We start from the raw sequence: 20505 nt of genomic DNA on the forward strand, positions 1-20505 counted from the left end.
CGTGGGGAGCTACGCGCGGACGTTGCGCTTCCGCTGATGGCTGAGGACGAATCCGGCCACGATGACGAGCAGCACCACGACCGTCAGGATCCAGCCGGTCGTTCCGAACGGGTCCGGCTTTTCCGCCGCCGCGGTCGTCGCTCCCGCGGGAGTGACGCCCTTGTCGGACATCGGGGCGGCGTCGGCGGACAGCGGCTGATACGCGATCTGACCGACCGGCTGCGCGCCGCTCTTCTCCAGCGCGAAGCCGTAGTCGAGCAGTTTCGCCGCCTGGTCGACCACCTTCGTCGGGCGCTGTTCGGCCCGCATCATCACGATCGCGAGGCGGTGGCCGTCGCGTTCCGCGCCGCCGACGTACGTGTGCCGCGCGTCGTCCGTGAAGCCCGTTTTCCCGCCGAGGAAACCGGGATACACGCCGAGCAGCTTGTTGTCGTTGAACACCGGGATCGGCGGCTTCCCGTCGACGGCCGGGATCGTGAAATTCTTCGTCGCCACCACCTTGGCGAACTCCGGCTGCTTCATCGCGTAGTGGAAGACCAGGCTCAGGTCGTACGCCGAGGTGGACATGCCCGGTCCGTCGAGGCCGGAGGGGGTCGCCGCGCGGGTGTCCGTCGCGCCGATGCGGGCGGCGAGCGCGTTCATCTTGACGACCGCCGCGTCGACGCCGCCCAGCGCGGTCGCGAAGGCGTGCGCCACGTCGTTGCCCGAGTGCATCAGCAGGCCGTGCAGCAGCTGGTCCACCGTGTAGTGCCCGCCCGCGGTGATGCCGACGCAGGTGCACTCCTGCTCGGCGTCCTCCTTCGTCGGGACGATCACCTGCTCCGGCTTCAGCTCGGTGACCACCACCAGCGCCAGCAGCGTCTTGATCAGCGACGCCGGCCGCTCCCGCGCGTGCGGGTCCTTCGCCGCGACGACCGCGCCGGTGTCGAGATCCTGCAGCACCCACGACGCCGAGGTGTCGCCCGCGGGCAACGGGGGCGCGCCGGGCGGGAGGATCGGGCCGCAGGCGCCCAGCCGGTCGCCGCCGACCGGCTGCGCGGGCACCGGAAGCGGCGGCGGGACGAACTGGCCCGGCTTCGGCTTCTCCGAGGTGTCCACCGGGGGCGGCGGCGCGGCGTGGTCGGTGCATTGCTCCGCCAGCGCCGGCGCGGCGAGGGCGACGGGCGCGGCAAGGGCTACGAGGGCTGCGGCGAGTGTCGCGGCGAATGCTCGCAGCGACCGGGCGAAAGCGGGGTGCACCCACGCAATCTAGCGCCGATGGCCCGGCGGCATACTCGAGACATGCGCATTTCACGAGGTACAGCGATGGCCTTGTTCGCTTTCGGCATCTGGTCCTGGATCATCTGGATCACGTTCGCGAAGAATCTGTGGGCCAGCAACCAGTCGTGGGCGGCCGACGGTTCCCCGACGGGGTACTTCATCGTGCACGCGATCCTGACGGTGGTCTCGTTCGTGCTCGGTACCGCCATCGGGGTGCTCGGCTGGCGCGGCATCCGGGCGACGTCGGGGGCTTCCCGGGACCGCGCGAACACCTGATGCGGGGATGAGTCCTTTGGTCGGTGGCGCGGCGCGTCCGGGCTGGCTTAGTTTCGGGCGACCGACCATGGAGGCTAAATGTCCCGTTTACGTCGTTTGCTCGTCCCGCTCGCGGCAGCCGGGGTCGCTGCCGGTGCGGTGGCCGTGCCGGCGTCCGCCGCGCCCGCGCCGTCGTGTGACACCACCAGCAAGCAGTACAGCTACGTCGTGCTGTACCAACCGGGCGAGAACCAGCGTTCGGTCGACGCGGAGCTGACCGCCAAGTGCGGCAAGCGGATCGCGTACTACCCGGAGATCGGAGTCGCGGTCGCCAGTTCGCGCAACGCGGACTTCGCCGACCGGCTCGGCGTGAAGCGGGCGTACTCGGGCGGCAAGGACGTCGCCGCGAAGGCCGCCGCCCGCGCCGGACTGCGCTCGGCGATCGGCATGCTGGAGCAGACGGAGAGCGTCGCCGTCGGTGACGATTTGTCGACTCAGCAGTGGGACATGCGCGCCATCCACGCTCCGGAAGCGAACAAGATCAACCCTGGCTCGCGGTCGGTCACCGTCGGCGTGCTGGATTCCGGCATCGACGCCAAACACCCCGCGCTCGCGCACGCGGTGGACGCGCAGTCTTCCACCGGCTGCGTCACCGGCGCGCCGGACGCCTCCGCGTGGACCCCGACGAACTCCGACCACGGCACGCACGTCGCCGGCACCATCGCGGGCAAGGATCCGGCGCGCGGCTTCACCGGCATCGCGCCGGGCGTGCGGTTGGCTTCGGTGAAGGTCGTGAACGACGACGGTTACATCTTCCCGGAGGCGGCGGTCTGTGGCTTTGTCTGGGCCGCACAGCACGGTTTCCAGGTGACGAACAACAGCTACTACATCGACCCCGGTATGTTCTACTGCCGCAACGAAGCGGGCGACGCTGCCGCGTACGAGGCCGTACGGCGGGCCGTGACTTACTCGACGCAGCGCGGAACTCTCAACATCGCTGCGGCGGGCAACTCGGGCTTCGACGTTCGTACGCAGACCGTGGATCCGAACCGTCCACACAAGATCGACTCTTCGTGCGGCATCCTGCCGAAGGCGATCGACGGGGTCGTGACGGTGTCCGCGGTTGGTTACGCGGGTACGAAGGCTTACTACTCCAACTACGGCTCAGTCACGGTCACCGCGCCGGGTGGGGATTCGGGGCAGAAGCCGCCTGCCGGACAAGGCGCGGGATGCCCGCTGTCGACGATTTTCAACGGCGCTTACGGCACTAAGTGCGGTACTTCGATGGCTTCGCCGCACGCGGCCGGGGTCGCGGCCTTGCTGGCTTCTACGCATCGGAACGCACCGCCGCGGGCTTTGACGGCTTTGCTTACCGCGGAAGCGGATCCGGTGGCTTGCGATGCGTCGGCGTGTGAAGGGCCGAAGCAGAACAACTCGTACTACGGGCGTGGCCTAGTCAACGCTCTGGACGCGGTTCACTGACCCAGCCCTACGTCCGTGAAGGGCTCCTTGAGGGAATCTAATTCCCTCAAGGAGCCCTTCACGGACTTCAAAGCTAGGCGGGCATCGCAGGTGGTTTGCCTAGGGAGACTGGTGGGCGAGGGCGAGTACGTGCGGCAGCGTAGGCGGCGCGCAGTTCATCCAGGACGGCATTCGGCTCGGTGCGAAGCCTGGACGGCAGTGTTTGGACGACTGCGACCCCGAGCGAGGCGTAGCGAGTATTCCGTCGCAACGTTTGCGCGTAGTCGGCTGAACGGAAGTGGAAATCCAGAGAATCGATTTCCCAGGCCAGTCCCACGTCATCCCACCAGAAGTCCGGACGGCCGGCATAGCTGCCGGCACTGTCGTACAGCGCTTCATTCTGGTGAGTCGGCGGGTGTGGGAGGGTCCTAGTCAGTTTCTGCGCTTCGGCTTCGGCGACAGACCTGGCGTTTGCCCATTCGGCGAGGAGTCGGCGAGGAAGTGCTGTGCCGCGTTTGGTACCGCGGTCCAGTTCTTCCGCGAGCGCCTGCGGGGTGCATCCTCCTCGTTGGACTGCTTCGATCAGCGCTTGCCCGATGATGTTGGCTGTCCGATTTCGGCGAACGAAATCCGTTGTCGCCCTGACCAGCGGAGCAAGCGGTACACCCGCGCGCAACCAAGGTCGAGGCAGACGTTTTGTGCGTTCGATGATGACAAAGTCGGAGCTGGTCCTCTTGAGATGATGAGGGATCAGCACGTGAATCCGCTGCTCGCTCGCGGCGGAAACGGCTAGGCGCAGCCCGTATCGGCGGCATGCTTCTTCGCCCGTGACGACCGCGGCAGTACCTGCGTAAAGCAGGGCGGCGTGCACGAGTTGGTCCGGTGTCGGATCGTTGTTGTGCAGGAGGATGATCCCGGGCAACAGCCGTCGCCACGGGCCTCCAGGCAAGCATCTTCGATAGATGACCTTGCTGTTCATGTCCAGTGATTCCAGCGTCATCGCTCGGATCACTTGGTTAGTGCTGTGCCGGGAGAGTACGTCGGGTCCCTTCGCCCAGCGGCCTTGTCTCTGCATCTCACCAATGCTGCCGCAGTTGCCAGCGTTGGAAGGCTGTCCAGCGCCGACCTGTGAACAACCCCAAGACTTGTGGATACCTGGGCTAAAAGACGTGAAGGGCTCCTTGAGGGAATCTAATTCCCTCAAGGAGCCCTTCACGGACCGCCAGAAGAATCAGACGCGCTTGAAGAGGAGGGCGCGTTTTACTTCCTGGATCGCCTTCGTCACCTGGATGCCGCGCGGGCAGGCGTCGGTGCAGTTGAACGTCGTGCGGCAGCGCCACACGCCTTCGCCGTCGTTCAGGATGTCCAGCCGCTCCTCGGCGCCCTCGTCGCGGGAGTCGAAGATGAAGCGGTGGGCGTTCACGATCGCCGCCGGGCCGAAGTACGAGCCGTCGTTCCAGTAGACCGGGCAGGACGACGTGCAGCAGGCGCACAGGATGCACTTGGTGGTGTCGTCGAACCGGTTGCGGTCGGCCTGGGACTGGATCCGCTCGCGGGTCGGCTCGTTGCCGTAGGTGATCAGGTACGGCTTGATCGCCCGGTACGCCTCGAAGAACGGGTCCATGTCGACGTAGAGGTCCTTCAACGTCGTCAGGCCCTTGATCGGGGCGATGGTGATCTCGGTTTTCTTGCCGTTCTTCTCCAGCAGGTCCTTCAGCAGCACCTTGCAGGCCAGCCGGTTGATCCCGTTGATCTGCATCGCGTCCGAACCGCACACGCCGTGCGCGCACGAGCGGCGGAAGGAGAACGTGCCGTCGATGTAGTCCTTGACGTAGAACAGCAGGTTCAGCACGCGGTCGGTCGGCTGCGCCGGGACGTCGTAGGACTCCCAGTGCGGTTCGGAGTCGACCTCGGGGTTGAACCGCAGGATCTTCAGCGTGACCTGGATCGGCGTGTGCTCGTCGGACGCCTTGGAGGAGGGCGCCTCTGGGGTGGCCGTCGTCATCAGTACTTCCGCTCCATCGGTTCGTAGCGGGTGAAGGTGACCGGCTTGTAGTCGAGCCGGATGTCGGCCGACAGCCCCTCGCCCTGCTTGTAGGCCATGGTGTGCCGCATGAAGTTCGTGTCGTCGCGGTTCGGGTAGTCCTCGCGGGCGTGGCCGCCGCGGGACTCCTTGCGCGCGATCGCGCCGACGACCAGTACCTCGGCCAGCTCCAGCAGGAAGCCGAGCTCGACGGCCTCGAGCAGGTCGGTGTTGTACCGCTTGCCCTTGTCCGCCACGGTGATCCGCTGGTAGCGCTCCTTGAGCGCCTGGATGTCGGTCAGCGCCTGCTTCAGCGTGTCCTCGGTGCGGTACACCGAAGCGTGCGAGTCCATTGTCTGCTGCATTTCCTTGCGGATGTCGGCGACGCGCTCGTCGCCGTGCTCCGACAGCAGCAGCTTCAGCTGGTCCTCGACCAGTGCGGTCGGGTTCTCCGGCAGCTCGACGTGGTCGTGCGACAGCGCGTACTCCGCGGCGGCGATGCCCGCGCGGCGGCCGAACACGTTGATGTCCAGCAGCGAGTTCGTGCCCAGCCGGTTCGACCCGTGCACCGACACGCAGGCGACCTCGCCCGCGGCGTACAGGCCCGGGATGACGTGCTCGTTGTCGCGCAGCGCCTCGCCGTGGACGTTCGTCGGGATGCCGCCCATGACGTAGTGGCACGTCGGGAACACCGGCACCGGCTCCTTGACCGGGTCGACGCCCAGGTAGGTGCGGGAGAACTCGGTGATGTCCGGCAGCTTGGTCTCGAGGACCTCGACCGGGAGGTGGGTCACGTCGAGGACGACGTAGTCCTTGTTCGGCCCGCAGCCGCGGCCCTGCAGCACCTCCTGGACCATCGACCGGGCGACGATGTCGCGCGGCGCGAGGTCCTTGATGGTGGGGGCGTAGCGCTCCATGAACCGCTCGCCGTCGGCGTTGCGGAGGATGCCGCCCTCGCCGCGCACCGCCTCGGAGATCAGGATGCCGAGGCCGGCCAGGCCGGTCGGGTGGAACTGGAAGAACTCCATGTCCTCCAGCGGAAGGCCCTTGCGGAAGATGATGCCGAGGCCGTCGCCGGTCAGGGTGTGCGCGTTCGAGGTGGTCTTGAAGATCTTGCCCGCGCCGCCGGTGGCGAACACGATCGACTTCGCCTGGAACACGTGCAGCTCGCCGGTGGCCAGCTCGTAGGCGACCACGCCGGAGGCGATCGGGGTGCCGTCCTCGCCCTCGGACAGGATCAGGTCGAGCACGTAGAACTCGTTGAAGAACTCCGTGCCGTGCTTGACGCAGTTCTGGTACAGCGTCTGGAGAATCATGTGGCCGGTGCGGTCCGCGGCGTAGCAGGCGCGGCGCACCGCGGCCTTGCCGTGGTCGCGGGTGTGGCCGCCGAACCGGCGCTGGTCGATCTTGCCCTCGGGCGTCCGGTTGAACGGGAGGCCCATCTTCTCCAGGTCGAGGACGGCGTCGATGGCCTCCTTGGCCATGATCTCCGCGGCGTCCTGGTCGACCAGGTAGTCACCGCCCTTGACGGTGTCGAAGGTGTGCCATTCCCAGTTGTCCTCTTCGACGTTCGCCAGCGCGGCGCACATGCCGCCCTGTGCCGCGCCGGTGTGGGACCGGGTCGGGTAGAGCTTGGTGAGGACCGCGGTGCGGGCGCGCTGACCGGACTCGATGGCCGCGCGCATGCCGGCGCCGCCCGCGCCGACGATCACCACGTCGTACTTGTGGAACTGCATAGGGAAAGACTCCGCTAGCTAGTGGTGGGTGCGCCCTTAGGAGGCGGGCATCTCGGGGTCGAACGTGAAGATCACCATCGTGCCGACGGCCAGGATGAGCGCCATCGAGACGTAGAGCAGGATCTTCAGCCAGAACCGGGTGGAGTCCTTGCGCGCGTAGTCGTCGATGATCGTGCGCAGCCCGTTGCCGCCGTGGATCTCGGCGAGCCACAGCATCGCCAGGTCCCAGAACTGCCAGAACGGCGAGGCCCAGCGGCCGGCGACGAAGCCCCAGTTGATGCGGTGCACGCCGCCGTCGAGGATGTTCATGATGAACAGGTGGCCCAGCACCAGGATGATCAGCGCGAGCCCGGAGATGCGCATGAACAGCCAGCTGTAGAGCTCGAAGTTGCTGCGCCGGGCGGACGGGCGCCGCGGCGAGCGCGGCTTGTCGAGGATCAGAGCGTCGGCCATGGGATCAGGCACCCCCGAAAAGCGTCTCGACGGTGCGCTTCAGCATGAAGAACGCACCCGGAACCATCACGACCACCCACACGACGCCGATGACCCAGAGCATCGTCTTCTGGTACTTCGGGCCCTTGGCCCAGAAGTCGACCAGCAGGACGCGCAGCCCGTTGAGCGCGTGGTACAGCACCGCGCCGACAAGACCGACCTCGAGCAGGTTCACGATCGGCGTCTTGTACGTCTCGATGACCTGGTCGTAGGTGTTCGGCGACACGCGCACGAGCGCGGTGTCGAGCACGTGCACGAACAGGAAGAAAAAGGTCAGCACGCCGGTGATGCGGTGAAGCACCCAGGACCACATGCCGGGGTCGCCCCGGTAGAAGGTTCCCTGCCGGCGTGAGGCACCCGCCCGATCGCTAGCTCCTGCCCCGCTTTCGGTGGCAGTGCTCGCCGTGGTGGACATCGGTGAACGGCCTCCAACGTCATGACTGTCGTGCCCGGGTGACCGGTGAGGTCCGCACCCGCGGCCGGGGTCGGTCCACTGGGGACAACTCCGGCGACGGTGCCGAGATCAGGGGCCATCGAGCGTGGATGCATGGATGCTAGACCCGACCCATACGCCCGGCTCACCTCCGGGTTCCTCTCTGTGACAGACCAGACACCGGTGACCACGCCAGACCACTCGGTCGTGTGGTCTGGCGCACGTCTGAGCTGGCCGTGAAGGACTCCTTCCGGGAATCAGATTCCCTCGAGGAGTCCTTCACGGACCTTCCTCGGACGAAAAGGGCGCCACGGTGCGTGACGGCGGCGGGCGGGGCGGAGGGTGTTGATCACGGTCGGCGCCGGAATGGTCGCGGATCAGACCTCCGAGTAAACGTTTGTGTTACGTAGCGTGCCTTTCCTATGGCGGTTACCCGGCGGTTGGGTACGGTCTGCCAGTTGAGCCCGGCGACCGTGACCGGGCCGTTCCTGGATCGTCCGCTGGATCAGCGGGGAGGGAGACACACGTTGCGTCGCATGCGTGGAACCGCGCTGGCCGCCGCGACCATGGCTGGGGTGCTTGCACTGGCCGGGTGCGCGAAGGACACCGGGGGAAGCAACAACAACGCGTCCGGTTCGGACGGCAATGCGGGCTCGAACTGCATCACCGCCCCGAAGCCGCCCGCCGCGCCTGCCGCCGCCACGAGCAGCAGCGCCGCCTCGGGCAAGGTCGACGGCAGCAAGCTCAAGGTCGGCCTGGCCTTCGACGTCGGCGGTCGCGGTGACGCTTCCTTCAACGACGCGGCCGCCGCGGGCACCGACCGGGCGAAGTCCGAATTGGGCGTCCCGACCGTCAACGAGAGCACCGCGAGCGCGAGCGAAAGCGAAGCCGCCAAGCAGCAGCGGCTCGAGCAGATGGCGCAGCAGGGCCTGAACCCGATCGTCGCGGTCGGATTCGCCTACGCGCAGTCGGTCAAGGCCGTCGCCGCCAAGTACCCGAACACCAAGTTCGCGATCGTCGACGACGACTCGATCACCCTGCCGAACGTCACGCCGCTGGTGTTCGCCGAGGAGCAGGGCTCGTTCCTGGCCGGCGTCGCCGCCGCGTACAAGAGCAAGAAGTGCCACGTCGGCTTCGTCGGCGGCGTGAACACCCCGCTGATCCAGAAGTTCGAGGCGGGCTTCCTGCAGGGCGCGAAGGCCGTTTCGAGCAAGATCAAGATCGAGGACGAGTACCTGACGCCGGCCGGCGACTTCTCCGGCTTCCAGGACCCGCCGAAGGGCAACGCGAAGGCGGCCGCGGAGATCTCGCGCGGCGCGGACGTCGTCTACCACGCCGCCGGCGCCTCCGGCAAGGGCGTGTTCGACGCGGCCAAGCAGAACAACGCGCTGGCCATCGGCGTCGACTCCGACCAGTACAACCAGAAGACTGTCGCCGCCGACAAGGACATCATCATCACCTCGATGATCAAGCGCGTCGACGTCGCGGTCTTCGAGTACCTGCAGGCCGTCGCGAAGGGCGACCTGAGCACGGTGCCGAAGCGTTTCGACCTGAAGTCCGACGGTGTCGGCTACTCCACTTCGGGCGGCAAGGTCGACGACATCAAGGACGTGCTGGACGGGTACAAGGCCCAGATCGTCTCCGGCGCCATCAAGGTCTCGGACAAGCCGGCCAAGTAACGCTCACGACGCGGCAGGGCTCGGAAGGATCTTCCTTCCGAGCCCTCACGCGTTTCCGACAGAACGGGATGTCCCCTCCGATGACCGAGATCGAGGCCGAAGCCGTCCCCGACCGGGGCGTGCCGGCCGTCCAGCTGACCGGGATCACCAAGCGGTTCCCCGGTGTCGTCGCGAACTCCGACGTCAACCTCACCGTCGCGGCGGGCGAGGTGCACGCGCTGTGCGGCGAGAACGGCGCGGGCAAGTCGACCCTGATGAAGATCCTGTACGGGATGCAGCAGCCCGACGAGGGCAGCATCGCGATCAACGGCGCCGAGGTGAGACTGCGCAACCCGCAGGACGCCATCCGCGCCGGGATCGGCATGGTGCACCAGCACTTCATGCTCGCCGACAACCTGACCGTCGCGGAAAACGTGTTCCTCGGCGCGGAATCGCTGCACGGCATCGGCCGCGCGGCGCGGACGCGGCTGCAGGAACTGGCGAAGCGGACCGGGCTGCACGCGAAGCCGGACGCGCTGCTGGAGGAACTCGGCGTCGCCGACCGCCAGCGCGTCGAGATCGTCAAAGTCCTTTACCGCGGCGCGAAAATCATCATTCTGGACGAGCCGACCGCCGTGCTCGTGCCGCAGGAAGTGGACGCGCTCTTCGCGACCGTCCGCGAGATGCAGGCCGACGGGTACACGTTCCTCTTCATCTCGCACAAGCTGGACGAGGTGCGCGCGATCGCCGACACGGTCACCGTGATCCGGCGCGGCACCACGGTCGGCACCGCGGACCCGAAGAAGATCACCAGCCGCGAACTGGCCGAGATGATGGTCGGTTCGGAGCTGCCGAGCCCGGAGACGCGCGAGTCGACGGTGACCGACCGCGAGGTCCTGCAGGTACGCGAACTGCGGCTGTCCGCCGAGGGCTCCGAGCGCAACGTGCTGGACCACATCTCCTTCACCGTGCACGCGGGCGAGGTGCTCGGCATCGCGGGCGTCGAGGGCAACGGCCAGACCGAACTGGTCGAAACGATCATGGGGATGCGCAAGGCGAGCGGCGGCCACATCGAGCTGACGCCGCCGGACGGCGAGACGCGCGACCTGGTCAAGCTGGGCACGCTCGCCCGGCGCGAGGCGGGCATCGGCTACATCGCCGAGGACCGCACGCGGCACAGCCTCCTGCTCACGCAACCGTTGTGGGTCAACCGGATTCTCGGGTACCAGACGCGGGAACCGGTGTCCGGCGGGCAACTGCTCAACATCGCGGGCGCGCGCGAGGACACCGAGCGGATCGTGCGCGAGTACGACGTCCGCACGCCCGGCATCGACGTTCCGGCCGCCGCGCTGTCCGGCGGGAACCAGCAGAAGCTGATCGTCGGCCGCGAGCTGTCCGGCAATCCGGTGCTGCTGATCGCTTCGCACCCGACGCGCGGCGTCGACGTCGGCGCCCAGGCGCTGATCTGGGAACAGATCCGCCAGGCGCGTGCCGACGGTCTCGCCGTGCTGCTGATCTCCGCGGACCTCGACGAGCTGATCGGGTTGTCCGACACCATTCGCGTGATGCTGCGCGGTCGGCTCGTGAGCGAGGCGAACCCGGCCACCGTCACCCCGCAGGAACTCGGTTCCGCCATGACCGGCGCCGAAGAAGGTGAAGACTCATGAGTTCGTGGCACACGCGGCTGCTGCCGCCTCTGCTCGCGATCGCGTTCGCGGTGCTCCTGTCCGCGATCGCGCTCGTCATCTCCGGCGCCGACCCGTTGCAGGCGTACGGGACGATGATCGGCCAGCTGTTCAAGGGCTCGACCGCGGTCGACACGGTGAACCTCGCGACGGTGTACTACCTGTCCGGTCTCGCCGTGGCGATCGGGTTCCAGATGAACCTGTTCAACATCGGCGTCGAGGGTCAGTACCGGTTCGCCGCGGTGGTCGCCGCGATCATCGGCGGGGCGCTGCAGCTGCCGCCGGTCATCCACACCATCGTGATCCTGCTGGTGGCCATCGTTTCCGGCGCGCTGTACGCGACGATCCCGGCCGTGCTGAAGGTGACCCGCGGCGTCAGCGAGGTCATCTCGACGATCATGCTGAACTCGATCGTCGCCGGCATCATCGCGTTCCTCATCAACGCCGACCAGTTCGGCGTGCAGACCGGCAACAACATCGGGACCAGGGTGATCGCGCCGTCCGGCCGGATCCCGGGCATCCCGGTCGGGTCGGGCACGCTGTTCGGGTTCGTGTTCATCGCGATCGTGATCGGCGGCGCGTACTGGTTCATGCTGAACCGCACCCGGTTCGGCTTCGAGCTGAAGGCGAGCGGCGAGTCCGCGACGGCCGCCGCGGCCGGCGGTGTGAGCGCGAAGAAGATGACGCTCATCGCGATGCTGCTCTCCGGTGCGGTGGCCGGTCTGGTCGCCATGCCGGAACTGCTCGGCCGCGACTACAGCTACGGCATCACCGCGACCCAGATGTACGGCTTCACCGGCATCGCGGTCGCGCTGCTCGGCCGCAACCACCCCGGCGGCATCGCGTTCGGCGCGCTGCTGTGGGCGTTCCTGGACACCTCCGCGGTGTCGCTGGAGCAGATCAACGTGTCCAAGGAGATCGCGACGATCATGCAGGGCATCATCGTGCTCTCGGTCGTCGTGGCGTACGAGATCGTGCGCCGGGCCGACCTCGCCGCGGAACAGCGCAGGGTGGGCAGGGCGCTCGCCGGCAACGGCCGCAAGGGCGCCTCGGTCGCGGAAGGCGGTGCGGTGTGACCACCACGACGGAGTTCTCCCGGCCGGGGCCGGAGTCCGGGACGCCGATGCCGGTCAAGCGCAAGCGGCCGCGGGTCCCCGGCTGGCTGCGCGGCGTGATCTGGGCCGTGGTCGCGATCGCGGTCATGTCGACCGCGTCGTACGCGACCGGTGTTTCGGCGCTGACGTCCAGCAACACCGCGTCGACCGCGCTGCGGCTGGCGCTGCCGATCCTGCTGTGCGCGCTGGGCGGGCTGTGGGCCGAGCGCGTGGGCGTGATCAACATCGGCCTCGAAGGCATGATGATCCTCGGCACCTGGGGCGCGGCCTGGGGTGCGTATTACGGCGGCGCGTGGGTCGGCCTGCTGGCCGCGATCGGTTTCGGCGCGCTCGGCGGGCTGCTGCACGCGGTGGCGACGGTGACGTTCAACGTCAACCACATCGTCTCCGGCGTCGCGATCAACCTGCTCGGGCTCGGCGTCGCGAAGTATCTGGCGAACCTGATTTTCGAGCCGCTGTCGGGAAACCCTCGCCAGTCGCCGCCGGTGCCGAAGTTCGACACCTATTCGGCGGCCGGATTGTCGGACTGGCTGGGCTCGCTGGAAAACCAGCAGCGTGTCGGATTGTCTGACGTCGCGGGCATTCTGCGCGGGCTGGTGACCGGGGTCGCGCCGCTGACCATGATCGCGATCGTGCTGATCCCGGTCAGCTACTGGATTCTCTGGCGCACGCGGTTCGGCCTGCGGCTGCGTTCGTGCGGCGAGAACCCGGTCGCGGCGGAGTCGCTCGGCGTGAACGTGTACCGGTACAAGTACGTCGGCGTGCTGATCTCCGGCGGTTTCGCCGGCATGGGCGGCGCGTCGCTGGTGCTGCTCAAGGGCGGCGCGGACTACCTGGAGAACCAGACCAACGGCCGAGGGTACATCGGTCTGGCCGCGATGATCTTCGGCAACTGGCGGCCGGGCGGGCTGCTCGGCGGCGCCGCGCTGTTCGGGTACTCCGACGGTCTGCAGCTCGCCGGCGGCGGCGACGCGGTGCTGGCGCTGCTGTACGGCGCGGTGATCCTGCTGGCGATCATCGTGATCGTGCAGCTGATCCGGAAGCGCTGGCTCGCGGCCGCGCTGGGCGTCGTCGGCGCGGGGATTCTGTACGCGATCTACTGGACCAACGACACGCTGCCGAGCGACTTGATCCCGTACACCGCGCATTTCGTGACGCTGATCGTGCTAGCCGTTGCGTCGCAACGACTTCGGCCGCCCAAGGCGGACGGTGCGCAGTACCGTCGAGGGGAGGGCGACTGATGTCCGAAGTGGACTGGGAAGCTTTGCGCGCGGCCGCGGTTTCGGCTGCTTCGCACGCTTACGCGCCTTACTCGGGACTGCACGTCGGCGTCGCGGCTATTGTGGACGATGGCCGGCAGGTGACCGGGTGCAACGTCGAAAACGCTTCGTACGGCTTGGGTTTGTGCGCTGAGTGCACAATGGCCGGACAATTGCGACTGTCCGGCGGTGGCCGTTTGGTCGCGGTGGCTTGCCGTAGTGGCGCGGGTGAGCTGTTGATGCCATGTGGACGGTGCCGCCAGATTCTGTTCGAACTCGGCGGTTCTTCTTGCCTGGTCGACACTCCGCGCGGGGTGCTGCCGATGTCGGAGGTGCTTCCGGACGCGTTCGGGCCGGAGGATCTGCCGTGACTTTCACTGCGGTAGACGTCATTCGGACCAAACGCGACGGCGGACGGCTGAGTGACGAACAGATCGACTGGGTCGTCGACGCCTACACCCACGGAGTGGTCGCCGAAGAACAGATGGCCGCGCTGGCCATGGCGATTTTCCTGCGTGGCATGGACGAGGGCGAGATCGCGCGCTGGACGGGCGCGATGATCGACTCGGGCTCGCGGCTGTCGCTGGACGTCGCGCGCCCGACCGTGGACAAGCACTCGACCGGCGGGGTCGGCGACAAGATCACCTTGCCGCTGGCTCCGCTCGTCGCCGCGTGCGGTGCCGCGGTGCCGCAGCTGTCCGGTCGCGGACTCGGCCACACCGGTGGGACGCTGGACAAACTCGAGTCGATCCCCGGGTGGCGTGCGGCCCTGTCTCTGGACGAAATCGCAGCGCAGCTCAACTCGGTCGGCGCGGTGGTCTGCGCGGCGACTGAGGGGCTGGCTCCGGCGGACAAGAAGCTGTACGCGCTGCGGGACGTCACGTCGACGGTCGAGTCGGTGCCGTTGATCGCCAGCTCGATCATGAGCAAGAAGATCGCCGAAGGTGCTTCGGGCCTCGTGCTGGATGTGAAGGCTGGCTCCGGGGCGTTCATGAAGACCGTGCCGGAGGCGCAGCTGCTGGCGCGGACGCTCGTGGACATCGGCACTGCGCACGGCGTGGCTTGCACGGCGTTGATCACCGACATGAGCACGCCGCTCGGACGGGCGGTCGGGAATGCGGTCGAGGTCGCCGAGGCGGTTGAGGTTCTCCGCGGTGGTGGTCCTTCGGACGTGGTCTCGTTGACGGTGGCGTTGGCGCGGGAAATGCTTGCTTTGGCAGGGATTTCGGTGGATCCGGCCGAGGTGCTCGCGTCTGGCGAGGCTTACGAAGTGTGGGCTCGGATGATCACCGCCCAGGGTGGGGATCCTGCGGCCGCCTTGCCGCGTCCTGCTCATGTGCATGTGGTCGAGGCGCCTGCTTCGGGGGTGCTGACTTCGCTGGACGCCTACGCGGTCGGCGTCGCGGCTTGGCGACTCGGGGCCGGCCGGGCGCGGAAGGAAGACCCGGTGCAGGCCGCGGCGGGGATCTTGTGCCACGCGAAGCCGGGGGATGCGGTGGTGGCGGGGGAGCCGTTGCTGGAACTGCACACGGACACTCCGGACGCGGTGCCCGCTGCTCTCGCTGCTTTGGAGGGCGGGTTCTCGGTGGGCGCGGAGGCTCCCGTTGCGCGGGGGATCGTGCTGGAGACAGTTCGGCCCTGACCCGGTTCGAAGCGACGAAGCCCCTGCCCAGAGTTTGGGCGGGGGCTTCGTTCTTGCTTCTCACGCCTGGTTGTCCACACCTGTCCCGGGTTGTGGAGCAATCGGCCTCGGCGCGCTCTCCTCGCCGGGTTCGTCGGGTAGCGCCGGTAGAATGGGCATGGGCAGCCCCCCAGAGGAGGGCGGGGGTGGGCTTCGGTCCGGGTTTCGGAGGAGCGGGCTTCGGTCCGGGTCTCGGGGGCGGGCTTCGGCTCAGGTTTGGCCGAGGCGCATGGTCTTCAGGTCGTAGCGGGTGTCGCATTCTCTGGCCACGGTGGGGAAGTGCGAGTCGGTGACGCCGTGCGGCTGGCGGCGGTGAGACGACGAAGCCCCCATCCGGGTCCCGGACGGGGGCTTCATCGTTCAACGCTCTCAGTCGGTCGACTCGTCCGAGTCGCCACCGGCCTTGGCCTTCGCGTCCGCGGCCTTGGGCGACCGGCCGTTGCGCGAGCTGGCGCGGCGCGGCTGGCGCGGGGCGGGCGGCGGCGGGGCGATCTGCTGCACCGCCGGCCCGCCGCCGAGCATCAGCTCCGCGAAGGTCGCCATCGCTTCGTCCAGCTGTCCGCCGATGCGGCGCACCGACTCGTCGTTGCTGCGGCGCACCAGCGAGTCCACCGCGTCGGTGTCCGGCTGCTTCGACAGCGTGCCTTCGACCTTCGACAAACCGCTGCGGACCGAGCCGTCCAGGTCGCCGATGCGTCCGGTGACGTCGTCTTCGACCTTGTCGATGCGGCTGGACAGGTCGTCGAGACGCTGGGTGATCGTTTCGAGCTTCGTGCCCACCGCGTCGAGCCGGGCGGCCGGGTCGATCATCTCCCCGGTGTCGGAGACCGCGCTCTTCAGCGCGTCGGTCGCGGTGGCGATGCGTTCCTTCGTCGCGCGGTCGAGTTCGTCGACGCGCGAGCGCAGTTCCTGGTCCGTCGTCTCGATCCGCTCGCGCAGCGACGTCTCGGCCATCTCGATCCGGTCGCGGATCGGGCCCTGCGTGGCCTGCGGCAGCGACTCCAGCTTCGCGTCCTGCTTGTCCAGGTGCCCGCCCAGCTCGTCGAGCCGGCGGTGGATGTTCTGCAGCTTGTCCTCGAGCCCGTCCATCCGGCCCGCGACGCCCTCGAACCGCGCCGCCACGCCGTCGAGGCGTCCGTCGAGCTGGGCGAAGGGCTTCGCCAGCTTGTCGACGATGCTCTCCACCGCGTGCGTGAGCGCGGCGATCGCGTTGTCCTGCGACTCCAGCCGCGTCATCGCCTCGTCGAGGCGTTCCGCCAGCACCCCGACCTCGGTCCGGTCCGGCAGTTCCGACAGCCGCTTGCGCACCGCGCCCAGGGAGTCCACCGGCGCGAGCCGGGCGTAGATGTCGTCGAGCGCGTCGAAGATCTGCTGCTGCTCGCTCTCACGAACCTCGGCCGCGCGCACCAGCATGTTGCGCATCCGGTCGAACGACGGAGCGGCAATGTGGTTGTCAGTGGTCACTGCGGTGTCCTTCGTCGGCGGGGAAAATGGAAGGGACTGACCCGAGCTTATCGATGAAGAAAATTGCTGTGCGTATGGCCCCCGGGGAACGCGGATAACGACCGTGCCACCCGGATGGCCGATTCCTTGCGCACAGTGCTGAGCAGAGGGTTGTTCCGGTGCTCTCGGTTACGGCCAGGTAGGGGAATGACAGCGAGGCTACCGTTGGAGCATGTCGGACGTAACCCCGCTGAGCGCGGAGATCCTGCGCCGCGCGCCCAAGGTCCTGCTCCACGACCATCTCGACGGCGGCTTGCGGCCCGCCACGGTCGCCGAACTCGCCGAGGATCTCGGCTACCGGGACCTTCCCGCGACGGATCCGGACGAGCTGGGCCGCTGGTTCCGCGCCGCGGCGGACTCCGGTTCCCTCGTGTCGTACCTCGAAACGTTCGCCCATACGTGTGGCGTGATGCAGACCGAGGAAGCGCTGGTCAGGGTTGCCGCGGAAGCGGTCGAGGACCTGGCCGCGGACGGCGTGGCCTACGCCGAGCTGCGGTACGCGCCGGAGCTGTTCGTGGAACGCGGGCTGTCACTCGATGCAGTGGTTGAGGCTGTCCAGGAGGGTTTCGCCGAGGGGATGCGGAGGGTAGCCGCGGGCGGCGGCCGGATCCGGGTGCGGACCCTGTTGTGCGGGATGCGCCAGCACGCCCGCGCGCTCGAGATCGCCGAACTGGCGGTGCGCTACCGCGACGCCGGGGTGGCCGGATTCGACATCGCCGGACCGGAAGACGGATTCCCGCCCACTCGCAATCTGGACGCATTCGACTATTTGCGCCGGAACAATGCGCACTTCACTATTCATGCCGGCGAAGCGTTCGGCCTTCCGTCGATCGGCGAGGCAATCCAGTACTGCGGTGCGGAACGGCTCGGGCACGGCGTGCGGATCATCGACGACATCGCCACCGACGCCGACGGAAATGTCCACCTTGGACGGTTGGCCTCCTACGTCCGGGACCGGCGGATCCCGCTGGAAATCTGCCCCTCGTCGAATGTCCAGACGGGAACCGTGCCGTCGCTGGCCGAGCACCCCATCGGACTGCTCGCCCGGCTGCGCTTCCGCGTCACCGTCAACACCGACAACCGGCTGATGAGCGGCTGCACGATGACCAGTGAATTCGCCGCGCTGGCCGAGACGTTCGGCTCCGGCCTCGACGACTTCCGCTGGTTCACGATCAACGCCATGAAATCCGCGTTCCTCGATTTCGACGAGCGGCTCGAGCTGATCGAGAAGGTCGTCAAACCCGGGTACGCGGCGCTCGGCTGATTCCCGGCTCCCGCCCGCGGCCGCCCGGAAAGGCGGTTGCGTTCGTTAGCCATGCCAACTATCGTTCACTATGTAAGACATATTTCTCAAATAGTGAGACGGTGAACGGAATGGCGCAGGTCGAGACCGGGGAGCAGGTGCGGCAAAAAGGCAGCTCACGACGGTGGCTGATCCTCGCGCTCGGCCTCGCCGCGCAGACCGCCAGCTGCTCTTTCCTTTACGGGCTGCCGTTTCTCGTGCCCGCCATGCGCGAGGCCGACCGCCTGACGCTGGCGCAGGCGGGCACGGTCGTCGCGGCCCCGAGCATCGGCCTGCTGCTGACGCTCATCGCCTGGGGCGCGGCTGCGGACCGTTACGGAGAGCGCCTGATCATGGCGCTGGGCCTGGGTGTTTCGGGGTTACTCCTCGTGTACGCCGCCCTGTGGCACCACCCGGTTGGACTTCTCTTTGGAGTGTTTCTGGTAGCCGGTGCGTGCACAGCTTCGGTGAACGCGGCGAGCGGCCGGGTCGTGATGGGCTGGTTCGCGAAATCCGAGCGCGGCGTCGCGATGGGCATCCGGCAGACGGCGCAGCCGCTGGGCGTCGGAGTGGCCGCGCTCGGGCTGCCGCCGCTGGCCGCGCAGTGGGGGTTCCAGGCGGCGATGCTGCTTCCGGCCGCGCTCGCGGTCGGCGTGGCGCTGCTGGTGGCGGTGTTCGTCATCGACCCGCCGCGGCCGCCGCGCGCGGCGAAGGGGGAGCGGCCGCCGTCGCCGTATCGCAAGCCGTGGCTGTGGCGAGTGCACGGCGCGAGCGCGCTGTTGGTGGTGCCGCAGTTCGCCGTGTCCGCGTTCGCGCCGGTGTATCTGGTGTCGCAGCATCAGTGGACCGCCGCGCAGGCCGGGGTGTTCGTCGCGGTGGCTCAGGTGCTCGGCGCGCTCGGACGGCTGGCGTCCGGATACTGGTCGGACCGGGTCGGCAGCCGGTTGCGGCCGATGCGGCAGCTCGCGGTCGCCAGTGTCGTCGTGATGCTGCTGGTCGCGCTCGGCGACGCGACTTGGCTGTGGCTGGTGCTGGCCGCGCTGGTGCTGGCGGCGGTGATCACGGTGGCGGACAACGGCCTCGGCTTCACGGCGTCGGCCGAGCTCGCCGGGGTCGCGTGGTCCGGCCGCGCGATGGGGACGCAGAACACCGCGCAGAACATCGCCGCGTCGGCGACGCCGCCGTTGCTGGGCTTGGTGATCGGGGACAGCCGGTACGCGCTGGCGTACTGCGTGGCGGCGATTTTCCCGCTGCTGGCAATCGGTTTGGTTCCGGTTCGCGCGGAGTCCGAAAAGGACTAAGCGCGCACGCCGTCGAGAAAGAACGCCAGGTGCCGTCGCCAGGTTTCGGGTGATTCGCGGATCAAGGCCGACATCGCGGAGACCAGCGGGGCGAGGTCCGCGGGTTCGAAATCGGCGCGCAGCTGACCGGATTCCTTTGCCCGGTCGATGATTCGCGCGGCGTGCTCGAAACCGGCGCGGCACGCCTCCAGCACGGTGGGGCTCAGCGGCAACCGCCGGGCAAGCGCGTCGCTGAGGCCGTGGTCCTTGGCCTGCAACGCGAACAGCCCGTCGAGGAATCCGGTGAAGCCCTGCCACGGGTCCGGTTCCGCCAGCGCCTGCGTCGCCAGCTCGTCCAACGCGGCGAGCTGTGCGGGCAGGATCGCGTCGACGAAGGCTTCGCGGGTCGGGAAGTGCGCGTACAGCGTGCCGATGCTGACCCCGGCGCTGCGGGCGATCTGCTCCAGCGGCGCGTCGAGGCCGTGCTCGCCGAACGCGCGCGTCGCGGCGGCCAGCAGCTTGTCGCGGTTGCGGGCGGCGTCCGCGCGCAACGGCTTCGATCCGGTGGCCATGGGTCCCATCGTACAAAGTCGAGGGTGTCCTCAGTTTTTGTGGTAGCTTGGCGAACGAAGTCGAGGGCACCCTCGGTTTATCTCTGGGGAAGGAACCACGCCATGACCACCCGACCGACCGCTGTCGTGCTCGGAATCGGACCCGGCCTCGGGATGTCGATGGCCCGCCGGTTCGCCGACGAGGGGTACCAAATCGCGCTCGTTTCGCGTTCCGCTGAGCGGCATCCCGCCTACCTGGCCGAACTCGACAACGCGGAAGCGTTCGTCGGCGACGTCCGGAATGGAATCGGAGCGACGCTCGACCAGATCGCCGAACGGTTCGGCCGCATCGACGTCGCCTACTACGGCCCGGCCGCGATCGAACCGGACAGCATGCCCACGGACATCACCGACGCGACCGTCGATGCCGTCGAGAAGGCGATGAGCTGGGTGTATCCGGCGGTCGAGGTGGTCGGCACCCTGCTGCCGGGCATGCTGGAGCGCGGCCGCGGCGGATTCCTGTTCGCCGGCGGGCTCAGCGCGGTGCGGCCGATGCCCGCGCTCGGCGCGCTCGCGGTGTCGTCAGCGGCGCTGCGGAACTACGCGCGGACGCTGCACGAGAGGCTGGCCGGGACCGGCGTGTACGCGGGCAGCCTCATCATCGGCGGACTGGTCGAACGCGGCGACATCCACCGGATGGTCGTGTCGCAGCGGGAAAAATACGGCGACGCTGGCGGTCACACCCTGAATCCGGATGCGATCGCCGGCGTCGCCTGGAAGATGTTCTCCGCCGGGGACCCGGCCGAGAGCGTGTTCGACGCCCTCTAGCAG

At 68.1% G+C, this 20505-nt stretch carries 20 protein-coding genes; 11 read left to right on the forward strand and 9 right to left on the reverse strand.

Going from position 1 to position 20505, the window contains the following annotated elements; all coding sequences use genetic code 11:
- Positions 1–9: 9 nt before the first annotated feature.
- Positions 10–1239 (reverse strand): D-alanyl-D-alanine carboxypeptidase family protein, encoded by a 1230-nt coding sequence (locus CU254_RS02780; RefSeq protein WP_009072538.1) that lies wholly within the window; start codon positions 1237–1239, stop codon positions 10–12.
- A gap of 42 nt (positions 1240–1281) precedes the next feature.
- Between CU254_RS02780 and CU254_RS02785 the strand changes: the two genes are divergently transcribed.
- Both CU254_RS02785 and CU254_RS02790 read left to right on the forward strand, forming a co-directional pair.
- The gene (locus CU254_RS02785; protein WP_009072540.1) at positions 1282–1536 is read left to right on the forward strand and encodes an SCO4848 family membrane protein; all 255 of its coding nucleotides are present in this window, start codon (positions 1282–1284) and stop codon (positions 1534–1536) included.
- Positions 1537–1614: 78 nt separating this feature from the next.
- A complete protein-coding gene (locus tag CU254_RS02790) occupies positions 1615–2997 on the forward strand; it encodes a S8 family serine peptidase (protein WP_009072543.1) in 1383 nt (460 codons plus the stop codon).
- Between the two features lie 73 nt (positions 2998–3070).
- Here the strand turns inward: CU254_RS02790 and CU254_RS02795 are convergent, their stop codons facing one another.
- The 5 genes from CU254_RS02795 to sdhC all read right to left on the reverse strand — a co-directional run bounded on the left by CU254_RS02795 (position 3071) and on the right by sdhC (position 7642).
- On the reverse strand, positions 3071–3976 hold the full coding sequence (locus tag CU254_RS02795) for a hypothetical protein (RefSeq protein WP_199785772.1): 906 nt from the start codon (positions 3974–3976) through the stop codon (positions 3071–3073).
- Positions 3977–4207: 231 nt separating this feature from the next.
- Positions 4208–4981, reverse strand: a complete 774-nt coding sequence (locus tag CU254_RS02800) for a succinate dehydrogenase iron-sulfur subunit (protein WP_009072547.1) — start codon at positions 4979–4981, stop codon at positions 4208–4210.
- On the reverse strand, positions 4981–6735 hold the full coding sequence (sdhA, locus tag CU254_RS02805; protein WP_009072549.1) for a succinate dehydrogenase flavoprotein subunit: 1755 nt from the start codon (positions 6733–6735) through the stop codon (positions 4981–4983). Before sdhA ends, CU254_RS02800 begins: the two co-directional genes overlap by 1 nt.
- A gap of 36 nt (positions 6736–6771) precedes the next feature.
- Positions 6772–7188, reverse strand: coding sequence for a succinate dehydrogenase hydrophobic membrane anchor subunit (locus tag CU254_RS02810; protein ID WP_037712346.1), 417 nt, complete (start codon positions 7186–7188; stop codon positions 6772–6774).
- A gap of 4 nt (positions 7189–7192) precedes the next feature.
- A complete protein-coding gene (gene sdhC, locus CU254_RS02815; protein WP_009072553.1) occupies positions 7193–7642 on the reverse strand; it encodes a succinate dehydrogenase, cytochrome b556 subunit in 450 nt (149 codons plus the stop codon).
- A gap of 554 nt (positions 7643–8196) precedes the next feature.
- On the opposite strand from sdhC, the gene CU254_RS02820 reads away from it, so the two are divergent.
- The 6 genes from CU254_RS02820 to CU254_RS02845 all read left to right on the forward strand — a co-directional run bounded on the left by CU254_RS02820 (position 8197) and on the right by CU254_RS02845 (position 15019).
- Positions 8197–9339, forward strand: a complete 1143-nt coding sequence (locus CU254_RS02820) for a BMP family protein (RefSeq protein ID WP_037712353.1) — start codon at positions 8197–8199, stop codon at positions 9337–9339.
- 80 nt (positions 9340–9419) lie between these two features.
- Positions 9420–10985 carry an ABC transporter ATP-binding protein gene (locus CU254_RS02825; RefSeq protein WP_037712355.1) on the forward strand — a complete coding sequence of 522 codons (1566 nt, stop codon included), beginning with the start codon at positions 9420–9422 and terminating at the stop codon, positions 10983–10985.
- A complete protein-coding gene (locus CU254_RS02830) occupies positions 10982–12079 on the forward strand; it encodes an ABC transporter permease (RefSeq protein ID WP_009072561.1) in 1098 nt (365 codons plus the stop codon). Before CU254_RS02825 ends, CU254_RS02830 begins: the two co-directional genes overlap by 4 nt.
- Before the next feature lie 47 nt (positions 12080–12126).
- Positions 12127–13359 carry an ABC transporter permease gene (locus CU254_RS02835; protein WP_050788382.1) on the forward strand — a complete coding sequence of 411 codons (1233 nt, stop codon included), beginning with the start codon at positions 12127–12129 and terminating at the stop codon, positions 13357–13359.
- Complete coding sequence (locus CU254_RS02840; protein ID WP_009072565.1) at positions 13359–13748, forward strand: cytidine deaminase; 390 nt, start codon at positions 13359–13361, stop codon at positions 13746–13748. Before CU254_RS02835 ends, CU254_RS02840 begins: the two co-directional genes overlap by 1 nt.
- Entirely contained in the window at positions 13745–15019 is a 1275-nt protein-coding gene (locus CU254_RS02845; protein WP_009072567.1) for a thymidine phosphorylase, read from the forward strand. Before CU254_RS02840 ends, CU254_RS02845 begins: the two co-directional genes overlap by 4 nt.
- 249 nt (positions 15020–15268) lie before the next feature.
- Here CU254_RS02845 and CU254_RS42860 read toward each other — a convergent pair whose 3' ends face one another.
- Together CU254_RS42860 and CU254_RS02850 are read right to left on the reverse strand one after the other, a co-directional pair.
- Positions 15269–15415 (reverse strand): hypothetical protein, encoded by a 147-nt coding sequence (locus tag CU254_RS42860; RefSeq protein ID WP_158687982.1) that lies wholly within the window; start codon positions 15413–15415, stop codon positions 15269–15271.
- Positions 15416–15427: 12 nt separating this feature from the next.
- Positions 15428–16522 (reverse strand): hypothetical protein, encoded by a 1095-nt coding sequence (locus CU254_RS02850; protein WP_009072569.1) that lies wholly within the window; start codon positions 16520–16522, stop codon positions 15428–15430.
- A 211-nt stretch (positions 16523–16733) separates the two neighbouring features.
- Between CU254_RS02850 and CU254_RS02855 the strand changes: the two genes are divergently transcribed.
- Together CU254_RS02855 and CU254_RS02860 are read left to right on the forward strand one after the other, a co-directional pair.
- Complete coding sequence (locus tag CU254_RS02855; RefSeq protein WP_009072571.1) at positions 16734–17825, forward strand: adenosine deaminase; 1092 nt, start codon at positions 16734–16736, stop codon at positions 17823–17825.
- 110 nt (positions 17826–17935) lie between these two features.
- A complete protein-coding gene (locus tag CU254_RS02860) occupies positions 17936–19144 on the forward strand; it encodes an MFS transporter (protein ID WP_037712357.1) in 1209 nt (402 codons plus the stop codon).
- Here the strand turns inward: CU254_RS02860 and CU254_RS02865 are convergent.
- On the reverse strand, positions 19141–19695 hold the full coding sequence (locus tag CU254_RS02865) for a TetR/AcrR family transcriptional regulator (RefSeq protein ID WP_037712358.1): 555 nt from the start codon (positions 19693–19695) through the stop codon (positions 19141–19143). The genes CU254_RS02860 and CU254_RS02865 overlap by 4 nt on opposite strands.
- Positions 19696–19797: 102 nt before the next feature.
- Between CU254_RS02865 and CU254_RS02870 the strand changes: the two genes are divergently transcribed.
- Positions 19798–20502 (forward strand): SDR family oxidoreductase, encoded by a 705-nt coding sequence (locus tag CU254_RS02870; protein WP_009072577.1) that lies wholly within the window; start codon positions 19798–19800, stop codon positions 20500–20502.
- The last annotated feature ends 3 nt before the right edge of the window (positions 20503–20505 follow it).

The sequence above is a fragment of the Amycolatopsis sp. AA4 genome (genome assembly GCF_002796545.1).
Taxonomy (GTDB): Bacteria; Actinomycetota; Actinomycetes; order Mycobacteriales; family Pseudonocardiaceae; genus Amycolatopsis.

What these genes read in the sequence shown, in the direction of transcription:
- CU254_RS02785 (WP_009072540.1), top strand. Translation starts at nt 1,282, where the DNA reads ATGCGCATTTCACGAGGTACAGCGATGGCCTTGTTCGCTTTCGGCATC.
- CU254_RS02790 (WP_009072543.1), top strand. Translation starts at nt 1,615, where the DNA reads ATGTCCCGTTTACGTCGTTTGCTCGTCCCGCTCGCGGCAGCCGGGGTC.
- CU254_RS02795 (WP_199785772.1), bottom strand. Translation starts at nt 3,976, where the DNA reads ATGACGCTGGAATCACTGGACATGAACAGCAAGGTCATCTATCGAAGA.
- CU254_RS02800 (WP_009072547.1), bottom strand. Translation starts at nt 4,981, where the DNA reads ATGACGACGGCCACCCCAGAGGCGCCCTCCTCCAAGGCGTCCGACGAG.
- sdhA (WP_009072549.1), bottom strand. Translation starts at nt 6,735, where the DNA reads ATGCAGTTCCACAAGTACGACGTGGTGATCGTCGGCGCGGGCGGCGCC.
- CU254_RS02810 (WP_037712346.1), bottom strand. Translation starts at nt 7,188, where the DNA reads ATGGCCGACGCTCTGATCCTCGACAAGCCGCGCTCGCCGCGGCGCCCG.
- sdhC (WP_009072553.1), bottom strand. Translation starts at nt 7,642, where the DNA reads ATGTCCACCACGGCGAGCACTGCCACCGAAAGCGGGGCAGGAGCTAGC.
- CU254_RS02820 (WP_037712353.1), top strand. Translation starts at nt 8,197, where the DNA reads ATGCGTGGAACCGCGCTGGCCGCCGCGACCATGGCTGGGGTGCTTGCA.
- CU254_RS02825 (WP_037712355.1), top strand. Translation starts at nt 9,420, where the DNA reads ATGACCGAGATCGAGGCCGAAGCCGTCCCCGACCGGGGCGTGCCGGCC.
- CU254_RS02830 (WP_009072561.1), top strand. Translation starts at nt 10,982, where the DNA reads ATGAGTTCGTGGCACACGCGGCTGCTGCCGCCTCTGCTCGCGATCGCG.
- CU254_RS02835 (WP_050788382.1), top strand. Translation starts at nt 12,127, where the DNA reads ATGCCGGTCAAGCGCAAGCGGCCGCGGGTCCCCGGCTGGCTGCGCGGC.
- CU254_RS02840 (WP_009072565.1), top strand. Translation starts at nt 13,359, where the DNA reads ATGTCCGAAGTGGACTGGGAAGCTTTGCGCGCGGCCGCGGTTTCGGCT.
- CU254_RS42860 (WP_158687982.1), bottom strand. Translation starts at nt 15,415, where the DNA reads ATGAAGCCCCCGTCCGGGACCCGGATGGGGGCTTCGTCGTCTCACCGC.
- CU254_RS02855 (WP_009072571.1), top strand. Translation starts at nt 16,734, where the DNA reads ATGTCGGACGTAACCCCGCTGAGCGCGGAGATCCTGCGCCGCGCGCCC.
- CU254_RS02860 (WP_037712357.1), top strand. Translation starts at nt 17,936, where the DNA reads ATGGCGCAGGTCGAGACCGGGGAGCAGGTGCGGCAAAAAGGCAGCTCA.
- CU254_RS02865 (WP_037712358.1), bottom strand. Translation starts at nt 19,695, where the DNA reads ATGGCCACCGGATCGAAGCCGTTGCGCGCGGACGCCGCCCGCAACCGC.
- CU254_RS02870 (WP_009072577.1), top strand. Translation starts at nt 19,798, where the DNA reads ATGACCACCCGACCGACCGCTGTCGTGCTCGGAATCGGACCCGGCCTC.